The 26,286-nt window shown below is 40.5% G+C and carries 21 protein-coding genes; 5 read left to right on the forward strand and 16 right to left on the reverse strand.

The window, feature by feature from the left end; translation table 11 throughout:
* The first annotated feature begins 243 nt into the window (after positions 1–243).
* Positions 244–2,580: a ferrous iron transport protein B gene (gene feoB / locus BXO88_RS12655; RefSeq protein WP_078038092.1), complete on the forward strand. Its 2,337-nt coding sequence runs from the start codon at positions 244–246 to the stop codon at positions 2,578–2,580.
* A gap of 30 nt (positions 2,581–2,610) precedes the next feature.
* Entirely contained in the window at positions 2,611–3,204 is a 594-nt protein-coding gene (locus tag BXO88_RS12660) for a GNAT family N-acetyltransferase (protein WP_078038093.1), read from the forward strand.
* 106 nt (positions 3,205–3,310) lie between these two features.
* Here BXO88_RS12660 and BXO88_RS12665 read toward each other — a convergent pair whose 3' ends face one another.
* From BXO88_RS12665 to BXO88_RS12700, 9 genes are all read right to left on the reverse strand, one after another.
* Positions 3,311–5,089, reverse strand: coding sequence for an ABC transporter ATP-binding protein (locus tag BXO88_RS12665; protein WP_078038094.1), 1,779 nt, complete (start codon positions 5,087–5,089; stop codon positions 3,311–3,313).
* Between the two features lie 242 nt (positions 5,090–5,331).
* The gene (locus tag BXO88_RS16895) at positions 5,332–7,299 is read right to left on the reverse strand and encodes an ABC transporter ATP-binding protein (RefSeq protein WP_242945226.1); all 1,968 of its coding nucleotides are present in this window, start codon (positions 7,297–7,299) and stop codon (positions 5,332–5,334) included.
* A gap of 243 nt (positions 7,300–7,542) precedes the next feature.
* Positions 7,543–8,706 carry an iron-containing alcohol dehydrogenase gene (locus BXO88_RS12675; protein ID WP_078038096.1) on the reverse strand — a complete coding sequence of 388 codons (1,164 nt, stop codon included), beginning with the start codon at positions 8,704–8,706 and terminating at the stop codon, positions 7,543–7,545.
* 409 nt (positions 8,707–9,115) lie between these two features.
* Positions 9,116–9,883, reverse strand: coding sequence for a PrsW family glutamic-type intramembrane protease (locus BXO88_RS12680; protein WP_078038097.1), 768 nt, complete (start codon positions 9,881–9,883; stop codon positions 9,116–9,118).
* Between the two features lie 495 nt (positions 9,884–10,378).
* On the reverse strand, positions 10,379–10,594 hold the full coding sequence (locus BXO88_RS12685; RefSeq protein ID WP_078038098.1) for a hypothetical protein: 216 nt from the start codon (positions 10,592–10,594) through the stop codon (positions 10,379–10,381).
* Between the two features lie 296 nt (positions 10,595–10,890).
* Complete coding sequence (locus BXO88_RS16575) at positions 10,891–11,058, reverse strand: hypothetical protein (RefSeq protein WP_155889854.1); 168 nt, start codon at positions 11,056–11,058, stop codon at positions 10,891–10,893.
* Between the two features lie 11 nt (positions 11,059–11,069).
* Entirely contained in the window at positions 11,070–11,390 is a 321-nt protein-coding gene (locus BXO88_RS12690) for a nucleotide pyrophosphohydrolase (RefSeq protein WP_078038099.1), read from the reverse strand.
* A gap of 8 nt (positions 11,391–11,398) precedes the next feature.
* Positions 11,399–12,982 carry a DNA/RNA helicase domain-containing protein gene (locus BXO88_RS12695; protein ID WP_078038100.1) on the reverse strand — a complete coding sequence of 528 codons (1,584 nt, stop codon included), beginning with the start codon at positions 12,980–12,982 and terminating at the stop codon, positions 11,399–11,401.
* Between the two features lie 212 nt (positions 12,983–13,194).
* Positions 13,195–14,385: an ATP-binding protein gene (locus tag BXO88_RS12700; RefSeq protein WP_078038101.1), complete on the reverse strand. Its 1,191-nt coding sequence runs from the start codon at positions 14,383–14,385 to the stop codon at positions 13,195–13,197.
* Between the two features lie 421 nt (positions 14,386–14,806).
* Between BXO88_RS12700 and BXO88_RS12705 the strand changes: the two genes are divergently transcribed.
* Together BXO88_RS12705 and BXO88_RS12710 are read left to right on the forward strand one after the other, a co-directional pair.
* Positions 14,807–15,376, forward strand: coding sequence for a helix-turn-helix domain-containing protein (locus BXO88_RS12705; protein ID WP_078038102.1), 570 nt, complete (start codon positions 14,807–14,809; stop codon positions 15,374–15,376).
* Complete coding sequence (locus BXO88_RS12710; RefSeq protein ID WP_305778331.1) at positions 15,340–16,194, forward strand: IS3 family transposase; 855 nt, start codon at positions 15,340–15,342, stop codon at positions 16,192–16,194. The genes BXO88_RS12705 and BXO88_RS12710 overlap by 37 nt, the downstream gene beginning before the upstream one ends.
* An 82-nt stretch (positions 16,195–16,276) precedes the next feature.
* Here the strand turns inward: BXO88_RS12710 and BXO88_RS12715 are convergent, their stop codons facing one another.
* Both BXO88_RS12715 and BXO88_RS12720 read right to left on the reverse strand, forming a co-directional pair.
* Positions 16,277–17,230, reverse strand: a complete 954-nt coding sequence (locus BXO88_RS12715) for an Abi family protein (protein ID WP_078038104.1) — start codon at positions 17,228–17,230, stop codon at positions 16,277–16,279.
* 175 nt (positions 17,231–17,405) lie between these two features.
* Entirely contained in the window at positions 17,406–18,041 is a 636-nt protein-coding gene (locus BXO88_RS12720; RefSeq protein ID WP_078038105.1) for a hypothetical protein, read from the reverse strand.
* 896 nt (positions 18,042–18,937) lie between these two features.
* Here BXO88_RS12720 and BXO88_RS12725 point away from each other — a divergent pair.
* On the forward strand, positions 18,938–21,337 hold the full coding sequence (locus BXO88_RS12725; protein ID WP_168171703.1) for a bifunctional diguanylate cyclase/phosphodiesterase: 2,400 nt from the start codon (positions 18,938–18,940) through the stop codon (positions 21,335–21,337).
* Positions 21,338–21,610: 273 nt separating this feature from the next.
* Here BXO88_RS12725 and BXO88_RS12730 read toward each other — a convergent pair whose 3' ends face one another.
* From BXO88_RS12730 to BXO88_RS12750, 5 genes are all read right to left on the reverse strand, one after another.
* Positions 21,611–22,303, reverse strand: coding sequence for a gamma-glutamyl-gamma-aminobutyrate hydrolase family protein (locus tag BXO88_RS12730; RefSeq protein WP_078038107.1), 693 nt, complete (start codon positions 22,301–22,303; stop codon positions 21,611–21,613).
* A 162-nt stretch (positions 22,304–22,465) separates the two neighbouring features.
* A complete protein-coding gene (locus tag BXO88_RS12735) occupies positions 22,466–23,239 on the reverse strand; it encodes an amino acid ABC transporter ATP-binding protein (protein WP_078038108.1) in 774 nt (257 codons plus the stop codon).
* 206 nt (positions 23,240–23,445) lie between these two features.
* On the reverse strand, positions 23,446–24,273 hold the full coding sequence (locus BXO88_RS12740; RefSeq protein ID WP_078038109.1) for an amino acid ABC transporter permease: 828 nt from the start codon (positions 24,271–24,273) through the stop codon (positions 23,446–23,448).
* Positions 24,270–24,929, reverse strand: a complete 660-nt coding sequence (locus BXO88_RS12745; protein WP_078038110.1) for an amino acid ABC transporter permease — start codon at positions 24,927–24,929, stop codon at positions 24,270–24,272. The genes BXO88_RS12740 and BXO88_RS12745 overlap by 4 nt, the downstream gene beginning before the upstream one ends.
* Positions 24,930–25,109: 180 nt before the next feature.
* A complete protein-coding gene (locus tag BXO88_RS12750; RefSeq protein ID WP_206099990.1) occupies positions 25,110–26,141 on the reverse strand; it encodes a glutamate ABC transporter substrate-binding protein in 1,032 nt (343 codons plus the stop codon).
* Positions 26,142–26,286: the final 145 nt, after the last annotated feature.

Below are 26,286 nucleotides of genomic sequence, written 5' to 3' on the forward strand. Positions count from 1 at the left end.
CTTTCATAGAAAATGTACATGTACAGTTTCAATGTACGATTACTCAAAACTTAGTTGTGTCAAATATAAATATATAACACAAACTACCGATTATCAAATCGTGTATAAAAATTTGATTGTGTAAGCATTACCATTTATAATTGCTTTCTATCTTTTGTTTATATGCTAAAATCATTCCATATGCTATCATCTTAGAACACATAAATGAAGGTAGTTCTATATAAAACTGAAAGTGAGTACAAAATGACATTAAGAGATATAAATATCGGGGAAAGCTGCATCATCACAAAGGTCGGCGGTAAAGGTGCTCTTCGACAGCATTTCCTTGATATGGGGGTGATACCCGGTGCAGAAGTGACCGTTGTAAAATATGCTCCCCTTGGAGATCCTGTGGAACTCCTGATTCACGGATATCAGCTTACTCTGAGACTGGATGATGCCGAAAAAATCGAAGTCTGTTCAAAAGAGTTGAGCCCTAAGCCTTCATCCGAACAGACAAATATACGTAATTCCGTACATCCCGGTCTCGGAGAAGGCGGAAAGTTCCACCCTAAAGGAAGCGGTGATCCGCTCCCTTCGGGCACTACTCTTACATTTGCCCTTGTAGGTAACCAGAACTGTGGAAAGACCACTCTTTTCAATCAGTTGACCGGTTCAAACCAGCATGTCGGTAATTTCCCTGGTGTAACAGTTGACCGAAAAGACGGTGTTATAAAGGGATATCCCGATACTCTGGTAACGGATCTTCCGGGCATTTATTCCATGTCACCATACAGCAGTGAAGAGATCGTATCCCGCAATTTCGTAATGAAAGAAAAGCCGAACGCGATCATAAACATTGTAGATGCCACCAACATCCAGCGTAATCTTTATCTCACCATGCAGCTTCTTGAGATGAATGTTCCCATGGTCATTGCCCTCAACATGATGGATGAGATATTGAAGAACGGCGGTACAATCGATGTCAATGAAATGGAGGCAGCTCTCGGGGTCCCGGTCGTTCCCATTTCCGCATCCCAAAATCAGGGTATCAACGAATTGATCGAACATGCCATCCACATCGCCAGATATCAGGAAAGACCTTTAAGACAGGATTTCTGTGATCAGAACGATCATAACGGAGCTGTTCACAGATGCATCCATGCTGTCATACATCTTATAGAGGATCATGCTAACAATGCAGGTATTCCTTTACGATTTGCAGCAAGCAAAGTGATCGAAGGCGATAAGCTGGTCCTTAAAAAACTGAAGCTTGACGAAAACGAAATAGAAACCATTGAACATATAGTACTGCAGATGGAAAAGGAACGAGAGCTGGACAGAAGTGCAGCCATCGCAGATATGCGATATTCCTTTATCGAAAAAATCTGCTCCGCATTTGTTCGTAAACCTGAAAAGAGTAAAGAACGTATTCGAAGCGAAAAGATAGACCGTATCCTGACCGGAAAATGGACAGCCATACCTTTATTTATACTCATCATGTTTATCGTATCATGGCTGACCTTCAATATAATAGGAGGAACTCTTCAGGGACTTCTGGAATCAGGAATTGATTCCCTTACAGAAATTGCCGACGCAGCACTCATAGCTTCAGGTGTGAACCCTGTTCTTCACGGTCTCATCATCGACGGAATATTTGCCGGTGTCGGAAGTGTGCTCAGTTTTCTTCCTATAATAGTGACTCTGTTCTTCTTCCTTTCACTTTTGGAGGATTCCGGTTATATCGCTAGAGTTGCCTTCTTTATGGATAAGCTGCTGAGAAAGATAGGTCTGTCCGGAAGAAGTATCGTGCCGATGCTTATAGGTTTCGGCTGTACAGTTCCTGCTGTCATGTCAACCAGAACTCTTCCCAGTGAAAGAGACCGTAAGATGACCATACTTCTTACACCCTTCATGAGCTGTACAGCAAAGATGCCGATCTATGCGTTTTTTGTGGATGCCTTTTTCCCGGAATATAAGGCTCTGATCCTTATCGGTCTTTATCTTCTAGGAATAATCATCTCCATATTTGTGGCACTGCTTTTCAAGGGTACACTTTTCAAAGGAGAAGCCGTTCCCTTTGTTATGGAGCTTCCGAATTATCGTCTTCCGAGCCCGAAGAACGTATTACAGCTTTTATGGGAAAAGGCAAAGGATTTCCTGCAGAGAGCATTTACTGTTATATTTATAGCCACTATCATCATATGGTTGCTTCAGAGCTTTGATATCCACTTTAATCTGGTGGAGGATCAGAAGGAAAGTATCCTTGCAATGGCAGCAGGAATACTTGCGCCCGTCATGGCACCTGTTGGCCTCGGAGACTGGAGGATCTGTACTGCACTTATAAGCGGCTTCATGGCAAAGGAAAGTGTTGTTTCAACTCTGGAGATCCTTTACGGACAGGATGTTCATGCATTTTTGACTGAGGCCGCTGCAGCTTCACTTTTGGTTTTCTCACTTTTATATACACCATGTGTTGCCGCGATAGCTTCGATTCAGAGAGAACTTGGACGAAAATGGGCATTGGGCGTTGTATTCTGGCAATGCTTCCTTGCGTGGCTCGCCGCGTTTGTAACACATCTTTTGACACTTATACTTTAAAAACAATGTTTAAAACCCGGAGAAAAAATCATGGAAAAAGAATTTATAATCAGAAAGGCTTCTGTAATTGACGCAGCTGCTATACTTGCAATTTATGCACCCTACGTTGAAGAAACAGCCATTACCTTCGAATATACCGTACCGTCACTTTCGGAATTCAAAGAACGTATACGAAATGTTCTGATAAAGTTTCCGTATATCGTTGCTGAAAAAGACGGAACAATCGCAGGTTACGCCTATGTAAGTTCTTTCCATGAAAGAGCTGCCTACAGCTGGGCTGTTGAAACCTCTATTTATGTAGATAAAAATCTCCGAAAGACCGGCCTCGGAAAACGTCTCTACAACGCACTTGAAGATATACTGAAAAAGCAGGGCATACTGAATCTCAATGCCTGCATCGCCTATCCTGAAAAAGAGGACAGATATCTCACCAGAAACAGCGTCGAGTTCCATGAGCATCTCGGATACAGCATGGTTGGTGAATTCCATAAGTGCGGATATAAGTTCAACCGCTGGTACAACATGGTCTGGATGGAAAAATCCATCGGAGAGCATGTTTCAGAGCAGCCTCCGGTAAAAAGCTTTGATGAAGTGATGGGAGAAATTGATTTCGGAAAATACTGATTACAGATTCTTTATTCCGAATCGCTTCGCACTTCTAACGATTCTCACACATTCTGCATTCATAGGCCGCAAAAGCGGCCTTACGTGCAGAATGTAAAATTCTATATTATTCAAACTGACTCTTATACAGGTTATAGTAAGCCCCTTTTCTCTCCATGAGATAGTCGTGGGTTCCCTGTTCCACCACATTTCCATTATCAACAACTAAGATATTGTCGGCGTTTCTGATGGTAGAAAGACGATGGGCTATGATGAAGCTGGTCTTTCCTGCCATGAGACTCCGCATGGCCTTTTGAACCTTTCGTTCTGTCGCGGTATCTACATTGCTGGTGGCCTCATCCAGGATCAGCATGCTGGTATCATAGAGCATGGCTCTTGCGATAGTGATGAGCTGCTTCTGCCCCTTACTGATGTTTCCTCCGTCTTCACTTATGACAGTATTATAGCCCTTCGGAAGACGCATGATGTAATTATGGATGTGGGCTGATTTTGCAGCAGCCACCACCTCTTCCATGGTGGCATTTTCCTTTCCGTAAGAAATGTTGTCATAGATAGTTCCGTTAAAGACCCAGGTATCCTGAAGCACCATGGAATAGTTCTTTCTGAGGCTTTGCAGAGTGTAGGCATTGAGCGTTTTCTCATCCACGTAGATGGAGCCTTCATTAACATCATAGAACCTCATGAGGAGATTTATGATGGTGGTCTTTCCTGCTCCTGTATGCCCCACGATGGCGATGGTCTGCCCGGGCTCCGCCTTCATATTGAAATCATGAAGGATTATCTTATTCTTCACATAACCGAAATAGACATCCTTCGCCTCAACCTGTCCCTTTGCATCCTCAAGCACTTCCGCATTTTCGATGTCCTTCACCTCTTCCGTTTCATCAAGCAGCTGGAATACCCGTTCAGCCGCCGCAAGGGCGCTGAATATCTCGTTTATGATATTTGAGATCTCATTTATAGGTCCTGAAAACTTACGGCTGTAGAGAATGAAGCTTGAGATCTGTCCTATTCCAACGATACCCTTCATGTATAGAACCGCTCCGCCGAGACCTATGGCTGCAAGGCCTATGTTGCTTATCATTCCTATGGTTGGACCCATGGTCATGCCGAGTCCGTCAGCATCTCTGTAGGCTTCTGCCGCATTCCTGTTTATCTCTTCAAATCTGTCGCAGACATAATCCTCATGGGCGTAGGCGAGAATGGTCTTCTGCCCTGTGAACATCTCCTCCGCGAAGCCATTCATCTCACCGTAAGCCATGCTTCTGACACGATAAAGTGGACGGGTCTTCCTGCTCATGTAGCGGGTAAAAAGGATAGAAAGGGGAATGGTGAATGCCATGCATAGCACTAGCTGCGGCGAAATGAGACACATCATTACGAAGCTTCCCACCACAGTCACTATACTTGTGATGATCTGCACCACGTCAGCGGACAGGCTGGTACTTACAACATCGATGTCGTAGGACACGCGGCTGATAATGTCTCCGGCGAGATGCTTGTCAAAATACCCCACAGGCAGCTCCATAAGTTTATTGAAAACATCCCTCCGCATGTTTCTTGCAACCTTGCGGCCGATGCGCATCATGCCGATGTTCACAAAGAAGCTCAGGATATTGCCGACCATGTAAGCCGTCAGCATCAGAAAGCCGTAGCGCATTACGGAATCTATATTTACCTTGCCCTCTCCTGCGCTTGCTGCATTGATAGCCTTTCCTGCAAAGTTCGGCCCCAGTAGGTTTCCGATGTTGCTTGCAAAGGCGCACAGCAAAAGAAGAAGTACTATCCATATATAATCAATCAGGTATTTAAGAAGTCTTCGCAGTGTTTTCCTCGCAGCTTTAGGCTTCTGCTTTTCTCTTCCTCTGTCTCCCGGTCCCGGCATAGTTACTCCTTATTCAGACAATTAAATCTTCCAACAAATGCTGTTCAAATATCAGACTTTTATTGCAAGTGAATCAATCGTTGATATTTATTGCTCGATTTCGGACATTTATAGGATATTGAATTTCCCCGGAAATTCGATATCCGTACACGTGGTTTTTTGGCTCATGCCAAAAAATCATCCGGCTCAGCCGGATTTCCGAACGCATTTTCCCTGGCCGCGTTCGGAAACCTATATCTTACTTACGTTGTCTGCATCTCATAGGTCTCTTTATAGGTGCTGCAGTTCTCCATCAGCTCATTGTGAGTTCCGAAACCAATGATACGTCCGTTCTCCATCACCAGAATGTGATCCATGCTCATGATACTGCTGACTCTCTGAGCAATCATGATTAGGGTGCTGTCCTTATGATTCTTTCTGATGGCACTCCGCATCATGGAATCAGTTTTGTAGTCAAGAGCACTTGAACTGTCATCAAGGATCAGAATCTCCGGCTTTCCTGCAAGTGCCCTTGCCACCAGAAGCCTCTGTTTTTGACCACCTGAAAGATTCGCTCCTTTTATAGCCGCCTGATACTCCATCTTTCCATCCAGACTGTTGATATACTCCATGGCAACCGCATCTATAGCTGCAGCCTCCAGATCCCCTGTGCTGATGTCTCTGCCAAAATCAATATTGTTTCTGATGGAATCCTTGAAGACCATATCGTTCTGGAAAACCACTCCGAATTTCTTTCGAAGCTCATCCTTTTCATAGCTTCTCACATCTCTTCCATCGATATAGATATTTCCGCTGTCGGCATCGTAAAACCTCATCAGAAGATTCACGATGGTGGTCTTTCCACATCCCGTCGGACCTATGATTCCGAGGCTCTCACCTTTTTTCAGGCTGAAGCTTATATTCTCAAGGGCAAGTTCTCTTTCTCCGCCGGTGAAATCCTCCGATTCCCTATTGCTGCCACCGTAGGAGAAATTGACTGAACGGAACTCGATGAAAGGTACTACTTCGCTTTTGGCTTCATCACGTTCGGGATTTAATGTATATATGTCATTTGGATTTTCGCGAGAATTGACCTTATATGATATATCTGCATTTTCATCCTTATGTCCTTTTTGCAGTTCATATGTATTTACATCAGCATGGATGTCCGAAAATGTATCGTATTCTTTCTCTTTGTATGATTCATCATATAAATCAGAAATCCTGTCAGCTTGGGATTCAGATACAGAATCAAGTGTTGTTTCCTGATCACTTATTATCTTCCACCCGTCATCGGTATCCAGCACTGCTGCGATTCTGTCTGCGCTGGCACTTGCCTTGCTCATACTCATGAAGATACGGCTCAGTCCCATTACTCCCATACTTATCATGTTGAAGTATGTCAGAAATGCAAGGATGACTCCGGGCTTCATTTCTCCGGAATTAACTCTCATGGCACCGAATATTACTACCATAGTCAGACCGAGATTCAGACAAAGCTGCATCAGCGGTCCCGGAAGAGCCATGATGGTTCCGGCCTTGATGTCGCTGCAGGTCATTTCATCATTGGCAGAAGCGAATCTTTTTTTCTCGTATTCACCTTTGCTTAAGGCTTTAATGACTCTGATTCCTGTGATATTTTCTCTCATGATCCTGACAACTGAATCCAGTTTTGTCTGAACCATGGTGTACATGGGGATACCTTTTGTAGAAACGAAAAAGACGATGCAGATAAGAAGCGGCAGCATCACTATGAGTATCATGGCAAGTGCTGTGTCCATAAATAAGGTCAGAATGACTCCACCAAGCAGCATCATGGGGGCTCTCACACATAAACTCTGGAGCTGCTGAACTGAGGCCTGAACATTGTAACTGTCACTGGTCATACGGCTGATGAGACTCGGAAGTCCGAAGGAATCGAAATTATCTCCTGACAGATTGGCGGTCTTCCTGAACAGCGCCTGTCTCACATCATAGCTGACTTTGTGGGCATTGTTAATGGCTCTCCAGTTTGCCCACACATTTAACTGGCGACACAGGACTGCAGCTATAAACATTAAAATACCCCACAGTATGACCCTCTTCATGTCATCTGCAGGTACAACCTGATCTATCATGTATTCAAGAATATAGGGAAGAGAAAGCTCGGTCATGGTTCCCAAAAGCTTTATGAAAATCGCCAATACTATGGCTTCTTTGTATTTTCCCATGGAGCTGAATATCAATTTCATGATGATCTCCATTCTGTTAACAATGCTTATTTTTGTAAAAATTTTTTTCACTTTATATAAGTATAACAAAAAACAGCCCATATAACATTTTATAAATCGTACCCCAATCGTAATGCAAAAAGCCTGCCGAAGATCAAATCTCCGACAGGCTTTGTTATGGTTGTATTAATTTCAGCAGCTGTTCCTCTTTACTGCATTTTGACGTCAAATCCATTAATTCAGGTGCAAATCGGACTGACCAACTTATAAGGATGCTTTGAAAATGTCAGCGATATCCTTCTCTGATAATGGTACCCATGCTTCTTCGAGACCTTCGTTTACAGCTACATGATGAGCCATCTCATCGATTCTGCTCTCATCGATTCCAACTGCCCTAAGATTCATAGGGATACCGATGGATAAAAAGAAATCATAGGTCGCCTGAATTGCCTTCTTTGCGATCTCAAACTTTTCGAGAGATGCGTCGATTCCGAAGACATTGACACCGTACTTAACAAAGCGGTCCAATGTCTTCTCACTTAACACATGCTCCATCCATCTCGGAGTGATAATCGCAAGTCCCTCTCCGTGTGTGATGTCATAGTAAGCTGACAATGCATGCTCCATTCCGTGAAGCGGCCATCCTGTCTGGCTGTTGCCCAAAGAGTAAATACCATTACATCCATAGGTACAGGTCAGCATCATCTCTGCTCTTGCGGTATAATCCTCAGGATCTTCAAGGCACTTCTTCGCATTGACCATGAGGCTCTTTAATCCGGCTTCCATGAAACCGTCATTAAGAAGTGTGGAATCCTCGCAGAAATACTGCTCCATGATGTGATTCATGGCATCGGCACATCCGGCAGCTGTCTGCTTCTTCGATACTGTAAATGTATAAGTCGGATCAAGGAAAGAAACCACAGGATAGTTATGCGGATCCATATATCCTATCTTATCGTTTGTCTCTGTCCTCGAAATGACTCCGCCGCAGTCATATTCACTTCCGGTGGCTGCAAGTGTGATAATGTCTACGATCGGAACAGAATCTTTCGCAAATGCCTTGTAGGAAATCAGATCCCATGGATCACCGTCATACTTTGCGCCTGCCGCGATAGCCTTTGAACAGTCAAGTACACTTCCACCGCCCACTGCAAGGATCACGTCAATGTCTTTTTCTTTACATATCTTCACACCATCAAGTACGCTCGGGTCATACTTGGGATTTGGCTGAATATCTGAAAGTTCATAAATCTCAAAATCCTTCAGAAGCTCTTTCACCTTATCATAAAGCCCGATCTTCTTGATACTTCCTCCACCATAGGTAAGAAGCACCTTCTTGCCAAACTGACTCATAACTTCCGGCAGCTTCTCAACCACGCCTTTACCGAAAATCAGTCTCGTTGGTGTCTGATAATCAAAGTTCTGCATCTAAATTACCTCCTTTTATTCCCATGTGAGTTCGCCTGTTCATATCTCTGTATCTGTACTATACTCCCTGGAGTCAACTCCAAGTCAATGATTTTTTTTTAAAAAATATGTTCCCATGAAGGATTGATAAGCGCCTAAATTAAACGGTGCATTGAATGTAAGCTCGTCGTAAATGCAACGTATTTTTTTGCGTTGCATTTACGACGCACAAAAGTCCTCCATACTGTCTACGTTGATACAATCTCTGATTTTATGTGTCAGAAGGGTTAGCGTGAGCCCAGGTTTTTAGGTTAGGTGTTCACTTTGTTATATCAAGAGAGTACTCTTAGACCCATATATACTATCATCAAACCGGAAGTTATCGAAAAATACGCTCTGCTATTCATAAGAGCTATGAAATCGGCCAGGCTTATGCCGCTTCTTTCACCAGGGTGCTCATGCCGCAGATCGTCGCTGTATTCTTCTTGAAGCGAACAAGAACGATGAGCTCATAGATCAGCAGGGCCACATAACCAATTAGGGCTCTGATCATGCCGCTCACCTCACCCCTCATCATACTGGAGTTGAAGGCAGTGCATACATCGTACAACGTATGGACGACAATGGGAACAAGAAGCGCCAGCACATAGTTCAGAACAACAGAGCCTTTACCGTTCAGTTTGCTGAACTTCGCCCTTCCCAAAAACTCCGCCATGACCATATTGAAAGTCATATGCGCAGGGACAGAAATCATTCTCACAATTGTGGAGACGATGGTCGCATCGTCTGCACCATAAGAAAACTCCTCAATAATGGAAAAGCCGATACCCACGCACGCACCGATCAGAATGTACTCATAAACGTTTTTAACCTTTTTGCGAAAGATGAGCAGTATAACGATGATCAGGATCAGCTTGGCAATCTCCTCCAGACCGCCGGCGAGAATGAGGGCGCGCTCCAAAGACTGGATCAAGTTCATTTCGGACAGCTTCACAGCATTCGGGTCCGCTGCCATTGCCTTAAGGTAGCGCATGGAGAAGGGAATCGTCAACGGATGAGAGAGCAAGCCGATAGCAATGGGGAGCAGGGCCTGCAGCCAGCCAACGGGCTCTGGAATTTCTCTCTTGACCATTCTCCAATACAGGAAGCCAAGAAAAACAATAGTAATCGCTGTTGAAAGAATAGACATGGCGTTCATGTGTGTTGTCTCCTTTTTTTGATTGCCTATTATAGCACAGAATCTTTTGGGGGAAGATGCAATATATTCTCCATTGATTCCTGATTCTCTCCACTATTCTGCTGTAGACATTCTCGTTATACCGGCATATACCGATTTGTTTAATAAACCAATTCTACTTTCTTTGAAAACAAAAATAAAGCCCACATATGAGGTGTATACCTCCTCACATGTGAGCCTTATATTTCATTCTTTATTTAACTGTAATTGGTATATCGGACCCATCAATGAATCTGAATATTATTGTGCCGTCATTCTTTGCTTCAAGTTCACTCACCATCACTCCGAACAATACCTCGTCAAATTCTGTGATGGACCATCCAGGTTTTGAAGTTCATTAATGAAGTTATCCAAAAGGGCCTGGCGTTCATTGATCTCTTGTATCTTCTGCTCTAATGCATCATAAAATATGGCAAAATAAAACACCAATAGGTATTCCCTATTGATGTTTTTACATTATTGTTTATCACTATTTTTTTGCTTATGAAAAGCGATATATTCTTTGATGAATTTTACTGTAAAAAAGATTACAGCAAAAATTCGTAATATTAAACTCCCTAATGATTCTTCATATCTTTTGTATATAAATGTTTCAACAAGAAGAGCAATCCATATAGCTGCTGATAGTCCATATCCTATAAGTGATTTAACTGTTATTTTCTCTTTTGGCATGTTTACTCCCTTCACAAATTATATGTTTACACTACTGATAATAAGGCAGTATAAATCGCTAAACTATATGTTGTAAATTACTGCATACTTAAAAAATGTGAAGATATATGGAATACTGTAATAATATGTTCAGAAGCTATCAAAATCTTCTTGTGAAGCAACCTGCCTATACTTATCATCATGGATGTCATTACCAGATTCGATTATCATATCCATGACAAGCCCTTCCTCTACCTGATCAAGTTCTGATAGTGAAAAGCCCAACTGCTTAGCCCTTAGCATGAATACTGCCGTGTTTACTTCTCGTTCAGTTGGGCGGCTACTTTTTTTGCCTTTGATGATGTTGCTCTTGATCCAAGGTAGAGACTTACAAAGTCCTGCATATGCATGAAAAGTTCTGCTCCATCGAACTGATCCGCCCATTCGATGAAGTTATCTACGTTGAGCTTACTGCACCTTTCCATGTTCTAGTATCTTACAGTTGATTGTACTTATCCGCTTTACCCTTTGCCTTCTCAACAGGATACTTTGCTTCATTCTGAGACATCTTATTATTGATAATCTCATCGGCATCCAAACCAAGCTTGTCCAGGAGATTCTGGCTATAAACCATCACATCTGCAAGTTCCTCTTTGACGTGCTCCAAGTCATATTCCTCTTCAGACCACTGAAAGCACTCAAGTAATTCTGCAGCTTCAATCACGATTGACTTTGCAAGATTTGCCGGTGAATGAAATTGATCCCAATCACGATCCTCTGTGAATTTTCTGATTCTATCTATAGTTTCCTTCTTCATATCGTTCCTTACTTTATCTCAATATATTCACTCAAATAATTTCTTAAATCTTCATCACACACATAAAGATATGTACCTTTTATGCCGCGTGTCATAAGCACATAATATATATTCTTTATATACTCCAATAATTCTTCATATGTCGCGGTTTTCTTTCCATTACTGTCAAAATATTGATCCGGTCTAATAATAATCTTCCCGTTTTCCTTATCATAACCAATATCCCGTCCTAAAATAACAAACGCATAATTCAAATCATATCCTTGAATCGAATGAATACATCCAACCTCATCGATTGCTTCTTCCGTATGAACCCATCCTTCTGTACAGTGATTCCACATACGTTTTATGCCCTGAATTTCAATATCTTTTAATGACTGATCCTTTTTACTGATCCAAGGCCATGCATAGCCGGCAACCATTCTAGATAAACCACATTCTGATTCTTTTTTATACAAATCCTTTTCAAATTCACGGAAATCTTTATATAACTTGAAATCGTACTTTTCAGAGAAATATTTTTCCTTACATCTGCCTGACAAAACATCCTTTATAAATTCGACGTAGCCATTTCCACCAAGAACTCGCATCTGAGTCAAAAGACTAAAATATGCAATCGTTCTTTTATTGAATGCATCTTCCATCTTTTTATCAAAACGTTCAAAATCTATTCCTGATGGTCCAACCACCTGCATACTGTCATAAAACAGAACCGTACAATCAGACTGTTTAATAATCCAATCTAACTCATCTGCATCTGTTGTAAGACCTAGCTTCTTACAATTATCCTTAAACGTTCCCATATAAGAAATGTTCTTATACTGGTGAAGTCGGTGCGCTTCATCCACCAAAAGAATATCATAATGCTTTTTTGTCACATCCGATGGTGATAGTACCTGTGAAGGAGATAATCCATATATGCTTTTAAAGATTCTCTTCATGGTCTTTCTTAGAGATATCTGCGGTACGACAAATCCAATTGATTTATTCGCATATTCATCGAGATCAGAAAGATACTTCATAAGGTAAACCGCCACAATGGTCTTTCCACTTCCCGGCATTCCATTTACAACCACACGATTTACCGAACCTTCTTTTATCTTTGACAGAATCTCTTCTACCGATTTTCTCTGACTATCATTTAATTCCTTATACGGAGAATATTTAAATAAATCTGAGTTTTCAATTTCCTCAAGTGAATGCTTTACCAGCTTTTCTTTTTGAAGTTTTCTCCAGAGTGAGGCAAACATTTCATCGTACTCTTTTTTTCGATAATATTGCTTGTCTGCAATTCCGTTATTTTTATTCATTACTTCATAAAGTTCATCCGCAACAACGTATTGAATCAATTTGGATTCATAATCAAATGTCACTGATTGGTTGAACATCTTAGAATAAATAAAATGAACTTTATCAAAGATTCGTTTTTCTTCATTGGTAGCATGCTGAGTCATTCTGGTTTTCGCATGAGTTGACTCACCTACATAAGCCTGCTTTCCGTTTTCCAAAATATAAAGCATCGGCCAGTTATCAAGATATTCCTCATCGCTATATTTACTATTTTTAAAATCCCCAGTAATAATTTTAAACATATCAATTCACTATTATCACATTACCCACTTTAAAACCGTCATTTTCGAAATTCTTAAGGTTTTTATAATTTCATCTTTTCTTTAAATTAAAGGAAAAATCGACTTTTTTAACCTCTACAAAATCCCTTTTATTTTTAGGTACTTATTAGTGTTTTTCGGCGATAGCAGCCTGTAGTGGTGTGCTATCCTACGACACTTTTTCCACTATCTAATCATTTCAATAACCACTTTGTTAAATCCAAGACTTTTATCCCCTCGATATCATAATCTTCATGTGATGTGTTGGCGATTAACACTTTAGGATATGCATCTTTAATCGCCTTTAGCGGCGCAAGTTCTCTTTCTAAAGTAGTTGGGTCAGAAATATTATCAGATACCTGTATATACAGTTTTTCATTTTGCTTCATTGCCACAAAATCTATTTCTTTCTGATAAAGTTTACCCACATAAATCTCATAACCTCTTCTAAGCAACTCTAATGCAACTATATTTTCGTAAGCTCTGCCATAATCCATGTTTCTTGTTCCAAGCATAGCATAACGAAATCCTAAATCACTTAGATAATATTTGTCTGATGTTTCTAGGTACTTTTTCCCCCGTATGTCATATCGTTTCACTTTGTAGAACATAAAAGCGCTGCAAAGATATTTTATATAATTGCCAACAGTTATATGATTGGTTTCAACTTTATTTTGCTTAAAAATGTTACTAACCTTACTGGCAGATGTAAGATTAGAGATATTATCCATCATATAATCGGTTAATGAATCTAGCAGAGCCTCTTCTTTAATTCCATATTTATCTACGAGATCACGTTTTATAATTGTAGTATAAACATCCTTTATATATGATGCCTTATCATCGTTTTCATCATATACATAAGATCCCGCCAATCCACCATTCATAACATAAGAGTCCAAAACATCTGCCGTGTTAGAATCATATCCATAGTATTCGCAATACTCTGAGAAACTAAATGGGTAAACTGGAATTTCTATGAATCTACCAGTAAATAATGTCGACAAATCTGAGCTTAATAAAAATGCATTTGAACCTGTGATATAGATATCATACTTACGGCTGTTATATAAACTATTAATAGCAAGCTCAAATTTATCACACATTTGAACCTCATCAACAACAATAACATTAGATTTGCCCGTAACGTATTGCCCCTCGCAATAACTATACAGCTCCTTGTATGTCTTTAAATCGTCAAATTTTAAATCTGCAAAATCAACAAATATTATATTTGTATCCTCATTAGTTCGAATCCAATCCATATATGCACGTACTAATTCCGATTTTCCAGAACGTCTTACCCCTGTTATTATCTTAATATCAGGAGTATTTCTTAATCTTATAAGTCTATTCAAATAATCTTTTCGATCTATGATTTTCATACATATCTCGCTTTCAAAACTTTAATAATTTTTATCTTTTGAAAACATTATACTATTTACTTTCAAAATCAACAATATTTTTCATTTTTGAAAGTATATAGCATTCATATCTATAGTATTATCCTTAAATAATGTCTGTAATACTGTGATTGCTGAATTGAAAAATGCCATTTTGATACCCTTTCGGATACTCGCCGCTGCATGGCGTACCTTCATCCAACATCCCTTCATTCACTTAAATACCTTCATAACTCATACCTTCATCTGGAAGCAGCGAGCCTCCGAATTTTCCTTTCTTAAAAATATGATTAATAGTTTCGTCTCATGTCCATTCCTGCGCTAAAAATGGGCATAATAATAGACCAGTACGAATCTTGATATGTACCCTCTTTACTGGACAACCAGTAAGGAGGGTATTTTTATGCACTATAGCTATCTTTTCAAAAGAAACGCAGTAGATTTGTATCGTCAAGGTCTTTGGCCTGATACGCCAGATGGTATTAGTACGAAGAACTTTCGTAACACTATACGAGGCTGGGCCAGAATTGAAGAATCTTGCGGCCCTGATGCTCTAAGACACAAATCACAGAACAAAGAATGGACTCCAGAGGAGCGTTATACCTTAGTTGCGCGTGTTTTGGCAGGTGAGTCTCTCAAGAGTGTTGCTTATTCGATTGGAGTTACTTATAGTCAACTTCAACAATGGGTTCGCAAATATAAGATTTATGGTTACAATGGTCTTATACCAAAACAGAAAGGGCGTAAACCGAAGGACTCAGATATGAAAAAAATTGGAACAAGAAAACCACCAAAACCTAATGAATCTGAGTATGAAGAACTAATCCGCTTAAGAGCTGAAAATGCATACATAAAAGCTGAAATCGAAGTAATAAAAAAAGAGATCGCCTTGAGAGAAGAAAAGGAAGCTGCGCGACTCAAGGCGAAAAATCAGCAATCATTAAAGAACTCAGAGAAAACGGATTCCAATTAAAACATCTTCTTAAGGCTATGCATATGGCTAAATCGACTTACTATTTTGAGATAAACAAGAAAAATGTTGTTGGTGAACGTAATAAAAAAATACTTGAAGAAATACAAAGTATTTTTGAGTCGAACAAACGTAGATACGGCGTGAGACGAGTCCATCATGAATTGATAAATCGCGGATATCAAATAAACCATAAGCGAGTTCAACGCCTTATGCATGAAGCGGGATTGGCAGGAAAAAGACCAAAAGAAAAATACCATTCTTATAAAGGTGAAGTCGGAAAGATTGCTGATAATATAGTAAATAGGGACTTCAGTACAACTGCGCCTTTAGAGAAATGGACAACAGATGTATCACAGTTTAATTTTTCATGGGGAAAGTGCTATATATCTCCAGTACTGGATATGAATACAAATGAAATCATCTCATATGATTTATCGAGGAGTCCCAATCTGGAACAGATAGAAAGAATGCTTAATAGAGCTTTTGATAAGTTTCCTTCAGTTGAAGGCCTTATATTCCATTCTAATCAAGGCTGGCAGTATCAACATGCTTATTACAGAAACACTCTAAAAGAACATGGCATTATACAATCCATGTCACGAAAAGGTAACTGCTATGATAATTGTATTATGGAGACTTTCTTTGGAAGATTGAAAAATGAGATGTATTATGGCTATGAGAAAGAATATGCTTCTTTCGAAGAGTTCTCAAGATCTGTTGCAGAATATATAGATTACTACAATAACAAAAGAATTCAGGCAAAAACAAAATGGATGCCACCTGTACAATACAGGATAGCATCCATGTGTTCCGCCTAGTTCATAAATATGTGTCCAGGATTCTGGGTACATATCATCTGGGCGTCCCCAGGTGCACTGGCCTATGTATGGATCATTTTTGTTAATTTAATTTTTGAATATCCAACAAATCAATTCCCATTATATCAAGTATACTATCAAAAGAAACTGTTACAAATTCTCCCTGATATCTTCTAATAATATCCATCAACTCAGAATAAAACTTCTTAAAATAATTCTTATTAAGCATTATTTTTAAGTAAATAATAGCCACAACAATTCTTCTGTTATTATAGTTTGTCATTCCAAAATGACTCGCCATATTAACTACTCTAACATTGCCAAAGTCAGAATTGTAAAGCCTCTCTTCATGGGCACATCTATTTCTAACTAAATTGAAAATTTTGAGTGCAGATTGCATATCTTCAGCACTAACTCTAAGCAAATTAGTTGCGCCATATTGTTTTGCGAACTTATCTGAATAGTATTTAGCGATTGTGTTCTTCTCAGTATCCTTAAGAACATTATATAAATGAGACATGTTTCCAATTGTAAGATTATTAACTAACACCCACAAAGGTACAGACCCATAAGTTTCAATATAATGTTTTATCGCCCCTTCCTTATCCACTTGATCATGAATAGTTTTAGTTAGGATAGACACCTGTTTCAAAACATTCTTGGGATTATTATCGACATAATTTTGTAATTCCAAGTATGAATTTGCTTTAGGGTATTTTCTAGAAAACTCATGTGAAAAAACAGTTTTAAAGGAGTTTTCAAAAATAAGAATATATTTTAAAAACAAGAATCTTAGTTCCCTATCAAAGAGAAAAAGCGCCCTTAATTCTTTAAAATGAGTATTTGTTTGGTACTCCTCTGGATCTAAAGGAATACCATTAGCATCCTTTTTTAAAAACAAATCCTTGTATCCATTTATAACGTTATAATAGTTTTCTTGTTCAAGAAATCGTTTGGGAGTTCCATCTGTTGGAACTATCATCCCCCTCTGTCGTAATATCGTTAATTGCTGGTTAAAAGTCTTATACTCTTTCATATTTTCTCCAAAAAAAATGGCCAGGGCGTCGTACGCTTCCTGACCTAATCTTATGCTTATATTATAGATAGATTGCCCTTATCTGTCAAGCCATAATCATTATCAAAAACAAGCACTACAGATGTAATATATCACTAATTTTCAGCAAAATAAATTTGTTTGCACAAAATAAAAACTATTTTTTTAATGCCTTCTCTATGTCATTAATAAAAAACGATAGCATGACACCTTTCTTCATTTTTCTTCTTAATCCGACATCTTTACGCATTTCATAAATTATCTCTTCTAAAAGGAATAAATTCTCCTTATCCGGATTCTGAGCAGCATTTTTTCTGTACTTAATCCACTTTTTTACTACTCTATTCGATCCCCATAACGTTAAGCCTCTCGAAAATTCAGAAACTCTTTTATTAATTTCTTCTTCACTCATTCGCTTCTTTTCAGGCTTTTTTGTGTCTTCCATAATAGAATATACCATTTCTATAAACTGCTCATACGGTATTTCTCGCTTATCATATAAAAGCTTCTTAACGTTAAAACGATAATCTACAATTTTGGCTATAATAGAACTAATAACCACACCTGTAATCGAAACAGTTCCAGTTATCATTGCCACAACAATTACCTTATCTGTTGATGAAACAAAATTACTTAAAAAAGAACCAAATGTCGTAAAAAGATTTTTCAAAAAAACAAGAATTAAATTCAGCAGATATATTCCACCTGCAACTAGTAATAAAAATAATAATAAGCCAAATAAAGTATTTAACTTAGGATGTTTTTCAGCAAATGTCTGTCCTTTTGCATCCATAGTTTATTCTCCCGCAATTCTTATAGACCTTTATTGGGAATACCTCTCCCCACTGCATTCAATTATACATGAAATGCAGTGAGAAGACATACAATTTCTAAGCTTTTACAACATCAAAAACCTCTCCTAGCCTAACTTTCAGTGTCTAATGCACAAACTGTTGGATATCCAACTTGTTCTTATCATCATACTCGCCAGTCTCCTTATACAACGGATGCTGGGTTACATCATATTTGTCCGACAAAAATTACCATACGACTCAATGATGTAAGATGCATAAATTATATCTTTAAAATCTCGGTATGCATCCCATATACGTTTTTTATCATTTGGGATGCATATTTTAAGGTGTTATGCCACATTCTCATTCTAAAGTTGCTCTACTATAAGCGAAAATGCATCCCAAATCGCAATATTCCTATATTGGGATGCATTTACTCCCTAATTTATGCATCCCAAAATGCTTTTTTCTTCGTTTGGGATGCATTGCGGCACTACAAGGGTAAAAAATAGAGAGCCCCGAAGGACTCTCTACCTTTAAAATGTATTGGCTAAACAAATTTTTTGTTAGCTAACTGAATTATTAATTATTGCAAATTACTTATTTGCAATTGCTGCCTGTCCTGCAGTCACTACACATACCCCTATCCCCACTGTACTCAAAAGTAATAGAAATCTCCTACTCCCTCAAGTTATACAAACATCAAGTAATATAAATCTCCGCCCTGCCGAAATACATAGTAGTCGATAAGTCTTATCATGCAAACGAAACAACAGCACTTAAGGAACGGACCTGTATGCGGAAAAATAATCTTTTCAATTTTTTTAGATTCGCTTTTGCCATAACAGGTATACTTTGCCTATTTTTAGCCTTATCACAGCTTTCATATTACATTATGAACACCAGGGACCAGGAGCCCGATCACTCCACTGTCGAGATCAGGCAAAATGTCCTGTACTTAAGCTCTTTTGACTCCATGCACGCTAACTATGACGAAAAGAAAAACGGAATCGAAAGTGTTTTTTATGACAACGGCATACAATTCGATATCGCCTTCATGGATGTCAAAAGCTTCAGCGGTGATTCTAATGTCTCAAGTTTCTACAATTTTTTCTCAGAACGCTATAACAACAACTCTGCAGACTATACAGGAATCATTGTAAGTGATGATAAAGCCCTCCAGTTTGCCATGGACCATCAGAAAGAATTTTTTGATGGACTTCCCATCGTTTTCTTCGCGATCAATAACCGGGAACGTGCAGACACGGCAGAGGCCAATCCTTATATAACAGGCGTCTTCGAACCTGACTACATAGGTGACACCATAAAATATACTGTTGCAACTATGCCTCACAGAAAGACATTTGTGGCACTTCATGACGAATCCGAAGCCGGCCTTGTAGATATTGATGAATTTTTAGCATACACTCAGGATTTGCCTGATTACGATATTATCGAAATCAATACCGCCAGACTCACTATGTCCGAGATCATAGAGGAACTTAAAAAACTCCCTGATGACTCAGTCGTTTTTTACATGGCCTGTTACAATGACGCCACCGGACATAAGTATTCTCTCCTTGATCTGACCAACACCATCAAAGAGTATACAGATGCCCCCATCATGAGAAATTATGTCGGAGGCAGAGAAATGGGCATTCTGGGCGGTACTTATATGAATGCTTTTGATCAGGCAAAACAGGCTGCGATCATTCTTAACGATATACTGAATAACAACAAAAAAATCACCGATTATGATCTCATGACCGATGCTGCAAGCATTACCTGCTTCAATTACAGTCTCATGAAAAAATACGGGATCAGCGAAAAGCTGCTGCCTGAAGACACTGTATACATAAATAAGCCCATGTCTTTATACGAAACCTATAAAGACATTCTTCCCATTGCTGTCTTTATTATGCTGTCCCTGCTTTCGCTGGTCGGATCCATAAGTTTTGCTTTTATTAATGAGAAAAATCATGTTAAAGATCTGGAAAGATCAAAGACTGAGATCGAAAACTCGAAGTTCTTGCTTCAGTATCAGGCCGAACACGATGAGCTGCTGGATCTTTTAAACAGAAGAAGTATAGTAAATTATCTTCAGGAGAATGTTAAATCAAACAGTAAATATTCCATCATCCTGCTTGATATCGATGGCTTCAAGGATGTAAATGAAAACTACGGACATGTCACCGGCGATCTTATCCTTAACGATATAGCCGACCGCCTTAAATATTTCTCAGATTCTCATGATCTCATCATAGGAAGATACGGCGGAGATGAGTTTATAATGCTTAAATGCGGCAGTTGGCTGGACAAAGACTCTGAGATAGTAAAGGACCTGGTGGATCTTTTCAGCAAACCCTTTGTTGCAGGAGAAGTAAACATTCTGCTTTCAATAAGTGTCGGCATCTCGCACTCTGATAACAGCTCTGATTCTCAGGAACATATCATCAATTCTGAAATCGCATTATATGAGGCGAAAGCTAACGGCAAAAATATAGTATGTGTTTATGCCGATGAAATGAAGCAGAAACTATCCGAAGAATCCAATATAAAGAATGCCTTTTTAAATGCATTCGACCACGACGGGTTCTACATGAAATATCAGCCGAAGGTTTCCGCAAAAACAAGGGAACTCATAGGATTCGAGGCTCTTGTGCGACTTAAGGACGCACCTTTCGGTCCAGGTCAGTTTATTCCTATAGCAGAGAAAAACGGCTGGACATCCAAACTCGGACGTATCATTACAGAGATCGTTATAAAGCAGATCGCTAAGTGGAAATCTGAAGGCAGGACTATTTATCCCGTATCCATAAACTATTCCAGCAGACAGCTGAATGATACAGGTTATGTTGAATTCCTTGAGTCTCTGCTTGAAAAATACGGTATTGAACCAAAGTACATAGAAATCGAGATCACCGAAAGTCTTCTGGTGGAGAAGACGGATGTATCCGAAAAGCTTTTCGCCGACCTTAAAAGACTGGGAATCAGTCTCCTCCTTGACGATTTCGGAACCGGTTATTCTTCCCTGGCATATCTTACCTATGTACCGGTGGAAAATGTAAAACTGGATAAATCTCTGGTGGACAGCTACCTTGTTGACGGCAAGGATGCCTTTATAAAAGACGTAATCCAGCTTGTACACGATATAGGCAAGCTCATCACCATAGAGGGCGTTGAAGAGGAGTGGCAGTTTGAAAGACTGCGAGAATTCAATGCTGATATGATACAAGGCTACTTCTTCTCAGAGCCCCTTGACCCTGATGAGGCCATAAACTATTCAGCCGATTAAAGGAAGAGTTACGCCTGACACTACCTATTGATACTCACGTAATTTGATTGAGTGAAAATAGTCGATGCCGATTCTTTTCGCGCCTTGCGCTATTGGGAATGTTAGCTCATATTGAGTTTCTTCAGTGGGAACACCAGCTTCATTTAAATTCGCTTCGCGATGGGCAGGCGCTATATAACAAACCCCTTAGGGACCTTTTCTCTGGTCCCGAAGGGGCTGATATTATATATCAGATTCCTGCAGAACCTGACACTTGTTATGAATTATTTCATATTATTTAGCCTTAAGCTCTCTCACCTTATCAATATAAAACTCAAGTACCTTATATCCATCCACCACATCAGGATGCATTTTTGAAGCTCTGCATCTTTCAGGATGCCACTGTGTGGTCCAGATGGGAAGTGTGCAGTGATGAGTGCCTTCGATAACTCTGTCTCCTGTGGCACTGTAGAGGTCCACTATGAGACCTTCTCCCAGCACTTCCGATGCCTGATGATGAGAACTGTTTATCTCGAATTTGTCTCCGTAGATCGGCTTGAACCATGAATCTTCGCCGCTTATCTCTGCGGTATGGAACTTGTCTGGACCGGAAAGAATGTCTCTTGCATGATACTTTTTCGTTGGAAGATCCTGAATGAGCTTGCCACCGAAAAAGACATTGACAAGCTGGTGACCGCGGCATATACCGAGCACCGGCTTTTTTGCATCAACAAAAGCCTTGAGATATCTTTCCTGAAGCTTATCAAGTTCATCATTTATTTCGCCGCAGGACTTATTGATACATCCATACCATATCGGGTCAATGTCTATCCCTCCCGGCAAAAGCAGTCCGTCAAAATCATTGATATCAAAATCCTGGCAGCAATGCTTAACTGTCGCCTCTGCTCCCTGAGCCTCGATAGCATTGACATAATTTGTAAGATCGCATGGGAGCGCCGGAATAACTATTTTTACTGTATCCATCATATTTGCCGCAAAAGCAGCATCCTCCTGAAAACTTTATTTGAAACTCATGTCCTGATTCTAAGTTTGGCATTATATACTCGTCACACTTAGCAGTCAATATGTAACAGCACCATGAAAATATCTGTCTTTATCACCTGTTGCATAAGAAATAAACAAAGAATCTTAGTGTCTGTTTATCGACTCCAGAAATTCCTTAGCTCTTTCTGACTTAGGAGCTGTAAAGAATTCCTCAGGTGTATTTTCTTCCACTATTGCACCGTCTGCCATGAACACCACCCTGTTGGCAACTCTGCGGGCAAAGTTCATCTCATGGGTGACCACGATCATGGTCATGCCTTCATTGGCAAGCTCGATCATGACGTCCAGAACCTCCTGAATCATTTCAGGATCAAGTGCGCTGGTAGGCTCGTCAAAAAGCATCACCTTGGGATGCATGGCGAGGGAACGGGCGATGGCTGCTCTCTGCTGCTGTCCTCCTGAAAGCTGCGCCGGCATCTTCTGTGCCTGTGAGTCGACACCTACCCTCTTAAGAAGCTCCATAGCCTCCTTCTTCACTTCCTCCTTCGGGCGATGAAGCACATCCACCGGCCCCATACAGACATTGTCGAGGATGGATTTATGGGCAAAAAGATTGAAGGACTGGAACACCATTCCTATTTCAGCCCTAAGGCCCGCAAGCTCTGCGCCGCCTTCAGGAAGCTTCTTGCCTTCTATCAGTATCTCTCCTGAATTTATGCTCTCAAGGCGATTGATGGTGCGGCACAATGTTGACTTACCGGAACCCGATGGCCCGATAAGAACAACCACTTCTCCCTTTTTTACTTGAAGATTTATATCCTTCAGGGCATGAAGCTCCCCGTAATATTTCTCAACATGCTTTAATTCAACTATAGTTTTATCTGAGTCCTTCTCAGTAACATTAACTTCACTATTCATTATTTTTTCCTTTATTTTCCTTTATCCACTGTTCCAAATTCTCTGTGAGATGATCCGATTTAGATATTCTCCGATATGTAAAATACTTCCATTTGACCCGCTATACTAAACTCTGCTTTATCTTCCACCCGGAATGTATCCCGGCCATCTCTTTTCTGCACTTACATATCTCTTTCATGTCACTCACACATCACTGCGGCAGCTTTTCATCTCCCCACCACCGGTACCATACCGCCTCGTTTTGCAAGTGTGACAGAAACCTTATTCAAAAGATAATTTATAAGTACATAGATCACCGCTGCCATGAGATATACAGAAAGCAGCGCGTCGTAGTTTGATATCAGGACCTTTGCGTTCTGCATAAGATCCGGAAAGTTCACGATATATGAAAATGTCGTATCCTTCACAACGATGACCAGATCTGAAACCAGTGCCGGTATCACATATCTTATGGCCTGAGGGAAAATGATCTTCGTGAATACCATGGTTTCCCGCATGCCGATGGATAAAGCCGCTTCTCTCTGTCCCTTGGGAACAGCATTGACACCTGATCTCAAAACCTCCGCAACCATACCTGAAGCTGAAATCGCAACAGGGAGGGAAACGCGCCATATGGATGGAAGGTTGATGCCCATCTTCGGCACATAAAGGAAAAAGAAATAAATAAACAAAAGGGTCGGTACTCCTCTTGTGAATTCGGTAAGTGCGGTACCCGCCATGTTGAGAGGCTTGTAAAAGCTTATCCTCATTACCATGAAAACGAATCCGATCAAAAGTGCCAGAACACCCGCAAGGAGTGAAGCTTCGACGGTTCCCAAAAGACCTTCCCCGATGAACTTCCATGTAGTAAGTCTCATGAAAAAGCTCCAGTACTTTTCATCAAACTGGCCGTTATCCTTAAACAGCTTCAAAATGTAAAGCATGAAGACCGCTATGGCAAAGAGTGAAACCACCGTCACCAATGTTATTTTCTTTCGGGTTCCTGCATCCGGCTGCTCATAAAGCGCATCTCTGACTGTTCTTTGTTCATTCATCGTATGATCCTCACTTTCTTATCTATAAAGCTTCCGATCTGTCCGATGATGACAGCAGTTCCGCAATACATAATTGAAGAAATCAGAAACGAAGTGACTCCGCCCACATCTCTTGTGTTTATATATGAAACAAGTCCCGTCAGGTCCTTCGGATTCAATGGAACCTGAGATGCCAGAGATGTGGTGAGCATGGTTGCGATCAGGAGATTAGTCATTGGCAGTACTGAAAATCTAACGGCCTGAGGGATGACCACTTTCCGCATCATTGTGCCGAAGGTCATACCCAGTGATCTCGCTGCTTCGATCTGGCCAATGCCTATGGCGTCAATTCCGCTCATGAGATATTCCGAGCAGAATGCCGCAGGTATCATGGTGGTGGCAGTCAGCACGCACTGATAGTACGAAAGAATGATATTCAGGTTCGGTAATGCATAAACCAGAACTATCAGAAGAGATGCCCCGGGGATATTTCTGAATATCTGCACATATAGATCGCCAAATATACGTAAAGGTTTTATAGGGCAAACTCTCATCACGGTGATGATGATGCCAATCATCAAAGCACCTGCAAATGACAATGCTGTCAGCTGCCATGTGGTGAATAAAGCCTGTATGTATTTTTCGCCATATTGAGATAGTAATTCACTAATAGTCATAACTTTTCCTTGAAATACACATACGACATGACAGAACAGGAACCCTGTTCTGCCATGCCGTAATCTTCATTGCTCACTAATTATCATTACATGTCAAAGTGTATGTAGATCCTTTTTAGAAAAACAATCCACTTTAAAAAGAAGACCTTTATCTTATGAAATTCGAACAGACGTCTTCCATCAGCCTACAGCCGGTGCCTCAGGTGCTTCGCTGATTCCTGTTCTGTCTCCGAGACTAACCTTCCAGAGATCCTTCCAGAGACCTTCCTCTTCGATCTTCTTGAGGAAGTTGTTCACGAACAGAACTCCGTCAGAATCCTTAGGAAGTCCGATACCGTAATTATCTTCAGGTCCGAAAACATCGCCTGCGATCTGGTACTTGCCGGGTTCCTTTACGAGAGCATTGAGCATAAGAGTATAGTCAGTCACATAGGCATCTACTCTTCCCTGCTCAAGAGCTGTACGTGCTTCGATATCTGAAGAGAACTCCTCTACAGTTGCCTCAGGTGCAAACTCCTCGAGGATAGAAGGACCTGTTGATCCTGCCTGAGTTGCCACTACTTTTCCGGCAAGGCTGTCAACCCCTGCGATGTCTGCATTATCAGCCTTTACAAGTACAGCCTGTCTGGATGTGTAGTAAGGACCTGCAAATGAGATAAGCTCCTTACGCTTGTCTGTAATTGAATATGTTGCGAATACTGCATTGACCTGACCTGTTGTCAGAACTGATTCACGTGTGCTTGAGTCGACCTGAACCACTTCAAACTTTGACTCATCACCGAGGATATATCTGGTAAGAAGCTGATAGAGACCTGCATCGAATCCGCGGATTCCGTTGTCTGTCTCATCAAGCTGGCTGAAAAGCTGTGATGTACGTGTTCCACCGACCTTGAGAACACCGGCTGCCTTTACTGCAGAAGCCCACTCTGAAGATGCGATCTCTGCATCATCTGCTACGGGTCCCTTTGTGAGGAGTTCATCAAAAGCAGCCTTGTCGATAGGTGCTGCCTGAGGCTCTGTCACTTCCTGAGCTTTAGATTCCTGAGCCTGAGCTGTTTCCTTTGCAGCCTCTGTCACAGCTTCTTTTGCTGCCTCAGTAGCCTTTGTTGCAGCTTCTGTAGCAGCCGGTGCCGAACTACCGCATGCTGTTGAAACTGCCATAGATGCTGATACCAGAAGGCATGCTGCAAATCTCTTGAAATTCTTCTTCATAATCGTCTCCTCCTTTTTCATCCACTGAGGATGTGTCATTCGATTTACACATTTTATCAGCTGGTTCAGAATCCTGGGTAATACATATTTCTAATCTGTAGATATAACTGAAATTTATTGCTCTGTAGACTAACCCATATCACGA

It is taken from the genome of Oribacterium sp. C9, from assembly GCF_002007235.1.
In the GTDB taxonomy this organism is placed as follows: Bacteria; Bacillota; Clostridia; order Lachnospirales; family Lachnospiraceae; genus Oribacterium.

Excerpts from the sequence above, each read along its gene's own strand:
- feoB (WP_078038092.1), top strand. The coding sequence starts at position 244 with ATGACATTAAGAGATATAAATATCGGGGAAAGCTGCATCATCACAAAG.
- BXO88_RS12660 (WP_078038093.1), top strand. The coding sequence starts at position 2,611 with ATGGAAAAAGAATTTATAATCAGAAAGGCTTCTGTAATTGACGCAGCT.
- BXO88_RS12665 (WP_078038094.1), bottom strand. The coding sequence starts at position 5,089 with ATGCCGGGACCGGGAGACAGAGGAAGAGAAAAGCAGAAGCCTAAAGCT.
- BXO88_RS16895 (WP_242945226.1), bottom strand. The coding sequence starts at position 7,299 with ATGAAATTGATATTCAGCTCCATGGGAAAATACAAAGAAGCCATAGTA.
- BXO88_RS12675 (WP_078038096.1), bottom strand. The coding sequence starts at position 8,706 with ATGCAGAACTTTGATTATCAGACACCAACGAGACTGATTTTCGGTAAA.
- BXO88_RS12680 (WP_078038097.1), bottom strand. The coding sequence starts at position 9,883 with ATGAACGCCATGTCTATTCTTTCAACAGCGATTACTATTGTTTTTCTT.
- BXO88_RS12685 (WP_078038098.1), bottom strand. The coding sequence starts at position 10,594 with ATGCCAAAAGAGAAAATAACAGTTAAATCACTTATAGGATATGGACTA.
- BXO88_RS16575 (WP_155889854.1), bottom strand. The coding sequence starts at position 11,058 with ATGGAAAGGTGCAGTAAGCTCAACGTAGATAACTTCATCGAATGGGCG.
- BXO88_RS12690 (WP_078038099.1), bottom strand. The coding sequence starts at position 11,390 with ATGAAGAAGGAAACTATAGATAGAATCAGAAAATTCACAGAGGATCGT.
- BXO88_RS12695 (WP_078038100.1), bottom strand. The coding sequence starts at position 12,982 with ATGTTTAAAATTATTACTGGGGATTTTAAAAATAGTAAATATAGCGAT.
- BXO88_RS12700 (WP_078038101.1), bottom strand. The coding sequence starts at position 14,385 with ATGAAAATCATAGATCGAAAAGATTATTTGAATAGACTTATAAGATTA.
- BXO88_RS12705 (WP_078038102.1), top strand. The coding sequence starts at position 14,807 with ATGCACTATAGCTATCTTTTCAAAAGAAACGCAGTAGATTTGTATCGT.
- BXO88_RS12715 (WP_078038104.1), bottom strand. The coding sequence starts at position 17,230 with ATGAAAGAGTATAAGACTTTTAACCAGCAATTAACGATATTACGACAG.
- BXO88_RS12720 (WP_078038105.1), bottom strand. The coding sequence starts at position 18,041 with ATGGATGCAAAAGGACAGACATTTGCTGAAAAACATCCTAAGTTAAAT.
- BXO88_RS12725 (WP_168171703.1), top strand. The coding sequence starts at position 18,938 with ATGAACACCAGGGACCAGGAGCCCGATCACTCCACTGTCGAGATCAGG.
- BXO88_RS12730 (WP_078038107.1), bottom strand. The coding sequence starts at position 22,303 with ATGATGGATACAGTAAAAATAGTTATTCCGGCGCTCCCATGCGATCTT.
- BXO88_RS12735 (WP_078038108.1), bottom strand. The coding sequence starts at position 23,239 with ATGAATAGTGAAGTTAATGTTACTGAGAAGGACTCAGATAAAACTATA.
- BXO88_RS12740 (WP_078038109.1), bottom strand. The coding sequence starts at position 24,273 with ATGAATGAACAAAGAACAGTCAGAGATGCGCTTTATGAGCAGCCGGAT.
- BXO88_RS12745 (WP_078038110.1), bottom strand. The coding sequence starts at position 24,929 with ATGACTATTAGTGAATTACTATCTCAATATGGCGAAAAATACATACAG.
- BXO88_RS12750 (WP_206099990.1), bottom strand. The coding sequence starts at position 26,141 with ATGAAGAAGAATTTCAAGAGATTTGCAGCATGCCTTCTGGTATCAGCA.